General features: G+C 63.9%; 6 protein-coding genes and 1 pseudogene. 2 read left to right on the top strand and 5 right to left on the bottom strand.

Annotated features, from left to right (window positions below; genetic code table 11):
* Positions 1–1,455 (top strand): ArnT family glycosyltransferase (locus VZ95_RS14860; RefSeq protein WP_052711801.1); only part of this gene is annotated, 1,455 nt, incomplete at its 5' end.
* 133 nt (positions 1,456–1,588) lie between these two features.
* Here VZ95_RS14860 and leuB read toward each other — a convergent pair.
* The 4 genes and pseudogenes from leuB to leuC all read right to left on the bottom strand — a co-directional run bounded on the left by leuB (position 1,589) and on the right by leuC (position 5,201).
* Positions 1,589–2,701, bottom strand: a complete 1,113-nt coding sequence (gene leuB, locus VZ95_RS14855) for a 3-isopropylmalate dehydrogenase (RefSeq protein WP_045776550.1) — start codon at positions 2,699–2,701, stop codon at positions 1,589–1,591.
* A gap of 28 nt (positions 2,702–2,729) precedes the next feature.
* Positions 2,730–3,344 carry a 3-isopropylmalate dehydratase small subunit gene (gene leuD, locus VZ95_RS14850; RefSeq protein WP_045776549.1) on the bottom strand — a complete coding sequence of 205 codons (615 nt, stop codon included), beginning with the start codon at positions 3,342–3,344 and terminating at the stop codon, positions 2,730–2,732.
* A gap of 21 nt (positions 3,345–3,365) precedes the next feature.
* Positions 3,366–3,773 carry an RDD family protein gene (locus VZ95_RS14845; protein WP_045776548.1) on the bottom strand — a complete coding sequence of 136 codons (408 nt, stop codon included), beginning with the start codon at positions 3,771–3,773 and terminating at the stop codon, positions 3,366–3,368.
* 18 nt (positions 3,774–3,791) lie between these two features.
* Positions 3,792–5,201 (bottom strand): annotated as a pseudogene (gene leuC, locus VZ95_RS14840) (3-isopropylmalate dehydratase large subunit).
* Between the two features lie 102 nt (positions 5,202–5,303).
* On the opposite strand from leuC, the gene gcvA reads away from it, so the two are divergent.
* Entirely contained in the window at positions 5,304–6,212 is a 909-nt protein-coding gene (gene gcvA, locus VZ95_RS14835) for a transcriptional regulator GcvA (RefSeq protein WP_045776547.1), read from the top strand.
* On the opposite strand, the gene VZ95_RS14830 is transcribed toward gcvA, so the two are convergent.
* Positions 6,203–7,143: copper resistance D family protein (locus VZ95_RS14830; RefSeq protein WP_045776546.1), on the bottom strand; the 941-nt coding region annotated here is incomplete at its 5' end. The two genes, gcvA and VZ95_RS14830, sit on opposite strands and share 10 nt — an antisense overlap.

Raw genomic sequence — 7,143 nt, 5'->3', positions numbered from 1 at the left:
CATTCCTTCGGGCTCGCGCTCAGCCTGCTGTTTTTTCTAACCGCCGTGCGGATGGTGGTTCTGTCGGGCGAATATTACCCGCTGCATGGCGACGAGGCGCAGTATTGGCTATGGTCGAAGGACCTGGATTGGGGCTATTACTCGAAGCCGCCGCTGCTCTCCTGGATCATTGCCCTCACCACCGCCATTTTAGGCGACCGCGAATTCGGCGTGCGGTTCGCGTCACCGTTTCTGCATTTTGCGACAGCCTTGGTGATCTATCGCATCGGCGAAAAACTGTTCGAGCCGCGCATCGGCTTCTATAGCGCGCTCACCTACGGGCTGCTGCCGGCGGTCGCTTTCTCGAGCCTGATTATGTCGACCGACGTGCCCTTGCTGCTGTGCTGGGCCGTCGCGCTCTACGCCTATCTTCAGGTGCTAGAGCCCAAGCCGCAGCCGCGCTGGTGGCTGGTGCTCGGCGGCGCAGTCGGCCTTGGGATGCTGGCGAAATACGCCATGCTCTTCTTCCTCGGCGGCATGGCGCTGCATATGATCCTGTGGCGGCGCGACCTGTGGACCAACCGCCGCCTCTGGGCGGCGGCGGCCTTCGCCCTAGTCGTTTTTTCCCCGAATATCTGGTGGAACGCTCAGCACCAGTTCGCCACCATCAGCCATACCGCCGCCAACGCCAATTTGGGCGGCTCGCTTATTCACCCGGCGAAATTGGCCGAGTTCATCGGCGGACAGTTTGGCGTGTTTGGGCCGCTGCTGTTCCCGGTGTTAGCCGTGGCGATTGCGGCGCTCCTCTTCCGCCCGATCCTCACCCGCCGTTTGCCGGATGAGCGCCTGGGCCTGCTCGCCGCTTTCGCCCTGCCGCCGCTGGCGGTAATGCTCACCGTCGCCTTTCTGTCGCGCGCCAACGCCAATTGGGCCGCGACGGCCTATGTGTCGGCCTCGGTGCTGGTGGTGGCGCTGACCCTCGACCGGGCGCGCTGGCGCTGGATCATCCCCGCCAGCCTCGCCCTCCACGGGCTGCTGATGGGCGTCGGCTACGCCTATCACGATCTCGCTAAGCTTGCGGGCATCGAGCTGACCCGCAGGACCGACCCGGCCCTGAAAGCCGTCATGGGCAGCCCTGCCTTAGGCAAAGCCGTGCGCCAAGCGCTTCAGCAAATGCCCGGCGCGGTGCTAATGACCGACGAGCGCATGCTGTTCGCCCTGCTGTCCTTCTACGTCCGCCCGCCCGCGCTGCAAGTGCAATGGAACCCGGACGGGCTGATCCAGAACCATTTCGAGCTGACCACCCGCATCGAAGACTTCCGCCGCGACACGATCCTCTACGTCACCCGCCACGAAACCCCGGATGCGCTGGCGCGCTTCGAAACGGCGGAGCCCGTGGGTCGGATCACCATTCCGCTGGCGAAGGATTATGCGAAGGTGTTTTTCTTATTTCGGGTGCAGGGTTTGAAGAGCTAACGGCGGGCTGCCGCCCGCACCCGCTCGGGGAGCAAGCTCCCCGAACCCCTCTTCTTTTATATTAAAAATAAAGGGGGGCCGGGGCATCGCCCCGGACGGGTTTGGGCGGTAGCCCAACAGAAATCAGCCCGTCTTACGCCGCCATCTTATCCAATTCGCGCACCAGGGTTTCCCCCATCGTCGAGCAGGACACGCGGGCGGTGTTCGGCCCCATGATGTCGCCGGTGCGAATGCCGGAGGCCAGCACGGTTTTTACCGCTTTTTCGATCAGATCGGCGTCTTCATCCATATCGAACGAATAGCGCAGCATCATGGCGAAGCTGAGGATGGTGGCGAGCGGGTTGGCCACGTCGCGGCCCGCAATGTCCGGGGCCGAGCCGTGGACGGGCTCGTACATGGCTTTGCGGCGGCCCGAGGCGTCGGGAGCGCCGAAGGAGGCCGAGGGTAGCATCCCGAGCGAGCCGGTGAGCATGGCGGCGCAATCCGAGAGAATATCGCCGAAGAGATTATCGGTGACGATCACGTCGAACTGTTTCGGTTGGCGCACCAACTGCATGGCGCAATTATCGGCGTACATATGTTCAAGCTGAACGTCGGTATAATCCGAATCGTGCAGCTTCTGCACTTCCTCGCGCCACAGCACGCCCGATTCCATCACATTGGCCTTTTCGACCGAATGCAGACGGCTCTGGCGCTTGCGGGCGAGTTCGAAGGCGACCTTGGCGACGCGGATGATTTCGTTCGTCGTATAGACTTGCGTATTCACGCCCCGGCGCTGGCCGTCCGGCAGCGTGGTGATGCCGCGCGGCTCGCCGAAGTAAACGCCGCCCGTCAGTTCGCGGACGATGAGAATATCAAGATCGCGCACCAGCTCCGGCTTCAGGGCCGAGGCATCGACCAGGCCGGGATAGACCACCGCCGGGCGCAGGTTGGCGAAGAGGTCCATTTCCTTACGAAGGCGCAACAAGCCGCGTTCCGGGCGCTTATCGTAGGGAAGCTGGTCCCACTTCGGCCCACCGACCGCGCCGAGCAACACGGCATCGGCGCTCAGCGCGTCGGCCATCGTTTCGTCTTTCAGCGGTGTGCCGTGGGCCTCATAGGCCGCGCCGCCGACAAGACCCTCGGTCACATCGAAGCTGACCGAGCGGCGCTTGGCCATCCAATCGATCACCCGGCGCACTTGGCGCATGACTTCCGGGCCAATCCCGTCGCCCGGTAGAATAAGAAGCGATTTATTCGCAGTCATTGACGGTTCCCCTCCAAAATATTCCGAATTAAGAAGCGAACAGCCAGGGCTGGCTCTTTTTGGTTGCTTCTTCGTAAGTATCGATCTTAGCGCCTTTGACCAGCGTCAGGCCAATATCATCGAGCCCTTCCAGCAAACATTTCTTGCGAAACGCATCGACCTCGAAGTTCACGGTGGAGCCATCGGGGCGGGTGATGGTCTGGGTTTCGAGATCGACGGTGAGGCGGGCGTTGGCACCGTTGCGCGCATCGTCCATCAGCTTATCGACGTCGGCCTGGGGCAGAACGATGGGCAGAATGCCGTTCTTGAAGCAATTGTTATAAAAAATATCGGCGTAGCTCGCGGCGATGATGCAGCGAATGCCGAAATCGGCCAGCGCCCAGGGGGCATGCTCGCGGCTGGAGCCGCAGCCGAAATTCTCGCCGGTCACGAGAATGCTGGCCTGCCGATAGGCGGGCTGGTTCAGCACGAAGCTGGGGATTTCCTGGCCTTCCTGCGTGAAGCGCATTTCATCGAACAGGTTCTTCCCCAAGCCGGTGCGCTTGATAGTCTTCAGAAACTGCTTCGGAATAATCATATCGGTATCGATATTAATGAGCGCCAGCGGGGCTGCGATTCCGGTGAGCGTGGTGAAAGGCTGCATTATGGATCTCCAGGGCGGGCGCTACGCGGCGCGCGCGACAACTTGGGTCGAGAGAAAACGGTCGTAAAGCGGGGCTTGACCGAGAAACACCAGGGGCCAGGACCAGATCAGCACCAGCTTGAGCGGTGCGCGCAAAGCGGCGCGGGGGAAGCCCAAAGGCTCGCCATTCGTCCGCCGCACTTCGAGCCCCAGGGCCGATTTACCGAAGGTCTGAAAGCCCAAGGCGCGTTCCAGCCGCGCGAAATAGAGCCAGGGCAGGGCGATCAGCATAATCCGCGCGCCCCAAAAGGCCACGGCCTGCTTCTCCTCATCCGAGGCGGTGCCAACGGTAATAGCGACACTCAGAACGAGCGTCACCACCACGACAATCAGCATCACCGCCAGCAGATCGATCAGACCCGCCAGCAACCGCCGCCCTGGGTTTGCCATCGGGCTCATTCCGCGCCCTTAGCCGACGAGCGCGCGCACGTCGGTCAAACGGCCCGTGACCGCCGCCGCTGCCGCCATCGCCGGGCCGACGAGATGGGTGCGCCCGCCCCGGCCCTGACGGCCTTCGAAATTGCGGTTGGAGGTGGAGGCGCAGCGTTCGCCCGGCTCCAATCGGTCCGCATTCATGGCAAGGCACATGGAGCAGCCCGGCTCGCGCCATTCAAACCCAGCTTCCAAAAAGATCTTATCGAGCCCTTCCTGTTCGGCCTGTTCCTTGACCAGCCCCGAGCCCGGCACTACCATCGCCGACACACCCGCCGCGACTTTGCGGCCCTTGGCGACCTCGGCGGCCGCGCGCAAATCTTCAATGCGGCCATTGGTGCAGGAGCCGATGAAGACGCGATCCACGGTGATCTCGCTCAAGGGCGTTCCCGCCGTGAGGCCCATATAGGCGAGCGAGCGTTCGATAGCGGCGCGCTTGCCCGCATCAGCCACATCCGCCGGGTTCGGCACGCTCGCGGTAATCGGCGCGGCGTCTTCCGGGCTAGTGCCCCAGGTGACGAAGGGGACGAGCTTGGTCGCGTCGAGGATGATTTCCTTATCGTAATGCGCGCCCTCATCGCTGGGCAGCGTTTTCCAATAAGCAACGGCCTGCTCGAACGCCGCGCCCTTCGGCGCATACGGGCGGCCCTTCAGGTATTCGAAGGTGGTTTCGTCCGGGGCAATCAGCCCGGCGCGCGCGCCGCCTTCGATGGTCATATTGCAGACCGTCATGCGGCCTTCCATCGAGAGCGCCTGAACCGCCTTCCCGGCAAATTCGATGACATAGCCGGTCCCGCCGGCGGTGCCGATGGTGCCGATGATGGCGAGGATCAGATCCTTTGCCGTCACGCCCGGCGGCAAATCGCCTTCCACCGAAATGCGCATATTCTTAGCGCGCTTCTGCACTAGGGTTTGCGTGGCGAGCACATGTTCGACTTCCGACGTGCCGATGCCGAAGGCCAGCGCGCCGAACGCGCCGTGGGTGGAGGTGTGGCTATCGCCGCAGACAATCGTCATGCCCGGCAGGGTGAGCCCCTGTTCCGGCCCCATGATGTGAACGACGCCCTGGCGCACATCGTCCATACCGAAGTAGCTGACGCCGAAATCCTTGGCATTATCGGCCAGGGTTTCAACCTGGAGCCGCGATTCCGGGTCGGCGATGCCTTGGCTGCGGTCGGTCGTCGGCACATTATGGTCGGCGACGGCGAAGGTCGCATCCGGGCGGCGCACCTTGCGGCCCGCAACGCGCAGGCCTTCGAACGCCTGTGGCTGGTGACTTCATGCACCAAATGCCGGTCGATATAGAGCGTGGTGGTGCCATCCGCCGCCGCTTCGACGATGTGGCTGTCCCAAATTTTTGTCGAACAAAGTGCGCAAGTGCGTCATGGCCCGATCCCTTCATACTGGTTTTCTCGTTGGGGCCGATGAAACGGCGCTTAGGCCCGCAGGGCAAGTTGAATTATCTTAAGCGGGTCTGTAGATTTTCTCATGCCCCTGCGTCACCGCCACCGCCGCTTGCCGCCGCTGAATGCTCTAAGGGCCTTCGAAGCCGCCGCCCGCCACCTGTCTTTCTCGGCAGCGGCGGAGGAATTGAACGTCACCCTTTCGGCCGTCAGTCACCAAATCCGCCATTTGGAGGAGGTTTTGGGCGTGCCGCTCTTCCTGCGCTCGCCGCGCGGGCTGCGCCTGTCGGAGGAAGGGGCGCTGCTGTTGCCCGGATTCACTCTGGGCTTCGATCATCTGGCCGACGCGGTGGCCGCCCTCGCCGACCGCAAAACCGAGGGCGTGATTGCGATCAGCATGCTCTCCACCTTCGCGATGCATTGGTTCATTCCGCGCCTGCCGCATTTCCAAGGCCAGCACCCCGATATCGACGTGCGCATCGCCACCAGTTCCAACCCGACCGAGATCGACCGCGACGGGTTCGATTGCGCCATTCGCTACGGCACCGGGGAGGAATGGTCGGGCCAGAATGTGACGCGGCTGTTCGCGGAAACCCTGGTGCCCGTCTGTACCCCCACCCTCGCCCAAAGTTTGGCGACGCCTGCCGATCTCCTGAAAGTGAAGCGCTTGCACGCGCGGCTGCGGCGGGATGATTGGGCGCTCTGGGCCGTCGCAGCGGGGCTCACCAGCACCCCGGGCTTCGAGCCCAGCGCCGGGCCGGTGTTCGATACGCGCTCGCTGGTCATCCAGGCCGCGTTGCAGGGTCTGGGCGCCGCCGTGCTCGACCCGATCCTGGTCGCCGATCACCTCGATACCGGACGCCTGGTGAGGCTTTTCGACGTGTCGTCCCTGCAAGGGGGGGCCTATTGGCTGGTCTGCCCCCCGGCGCGGGCGGACACGCCGCGATTGCGGGCGTTGCGGGCGTGGTTATTGGAGGAGGCGGCTCAGGGCTGAATCGAAATGCTGAAACGCAAACTGCGCTTTTCGAAATCCGTCACGAGCACCTCGATGTCGACCTGCCACGCCCCCGCAATCGGCAGCACCAGCGGGGAAAAGCGGAAACCGTCGCCCTCGCGCGCCAGCGGGCGGCGCAGGTTTTCGAGTCCGGCGTCGGGCAGGCTGAAGACGGCCACCGCTTCCAACGGCGGGCGCGGCGTGCCTTCTAAATCCGTCACCAGCAGGCGCAACTCATTCGGGCCGATCTTCGCCGGGGTCAGGGTGATGAGGGCCAACCGGTCGCCGAAGGGGGTGAGGCTGCTGTAGCCCGAGGCGGCGACGGTTCCCCCATGCGCGTGGTGATCCTCGGCGCGCGGCGGCGGCGTTTGCGACAGAAAGCCGGTGGCGAGCAACAGGCCGACGATCATCCCCCCCTCGGCGAGGATCGACCGGCGCAAGGGCGTCGGTTTGCCGTGCCGGGCAAAGCGCGGGGTCAGCACCAAACGGTTTAACGCGGCGAGCGCCAACAGCCCCGCAACGAACACCAGCTTCAATAACAGCAATTGCCCATAGGGATGCAAGATCAGCCCGAATGGCGTCATCCCCTGAAGCAGCGCCAGCCCCACCCCCGCCGCCAGTAGCAGCGGCACGAGGACAAGCGCCCAGCGCGAGAAACGCGCCAAGCGTGCCGAAGCGCTAGGCGTCGCCAAGGCTTTCGCCAGCAGCGGCAGCGCGCCGATCCAGAATCCGGCAAAGGTGACATGGGCCAGCAGCAAGGGTTTCGCCAGCCAATCGGGCGGCGCGCTGGCGGCGTGGCCGGTGAGCAGATAGGAGCCGAACGCTGCCGCCAGCCCGGCCAGCGTCACCCGGCGATGGGCGCGCGGAAAACTCAGCAGCGCCACGCCGATCAGCAGCAGCAGAAAACTCGGGCCGCGCGTCGACGCCACCC

The organism is Elstera litoralis (genome assembly GCF_000963705.1).
Lineage (GTDB): Bacteria > Pseudomonadota > Alphaproteobacteria > Elsterales > Elsteraceae > Elstera > Elstera litoralis.
This window is presented reverse-complemented; position numbering and strand designations above follow the sequence as displayed.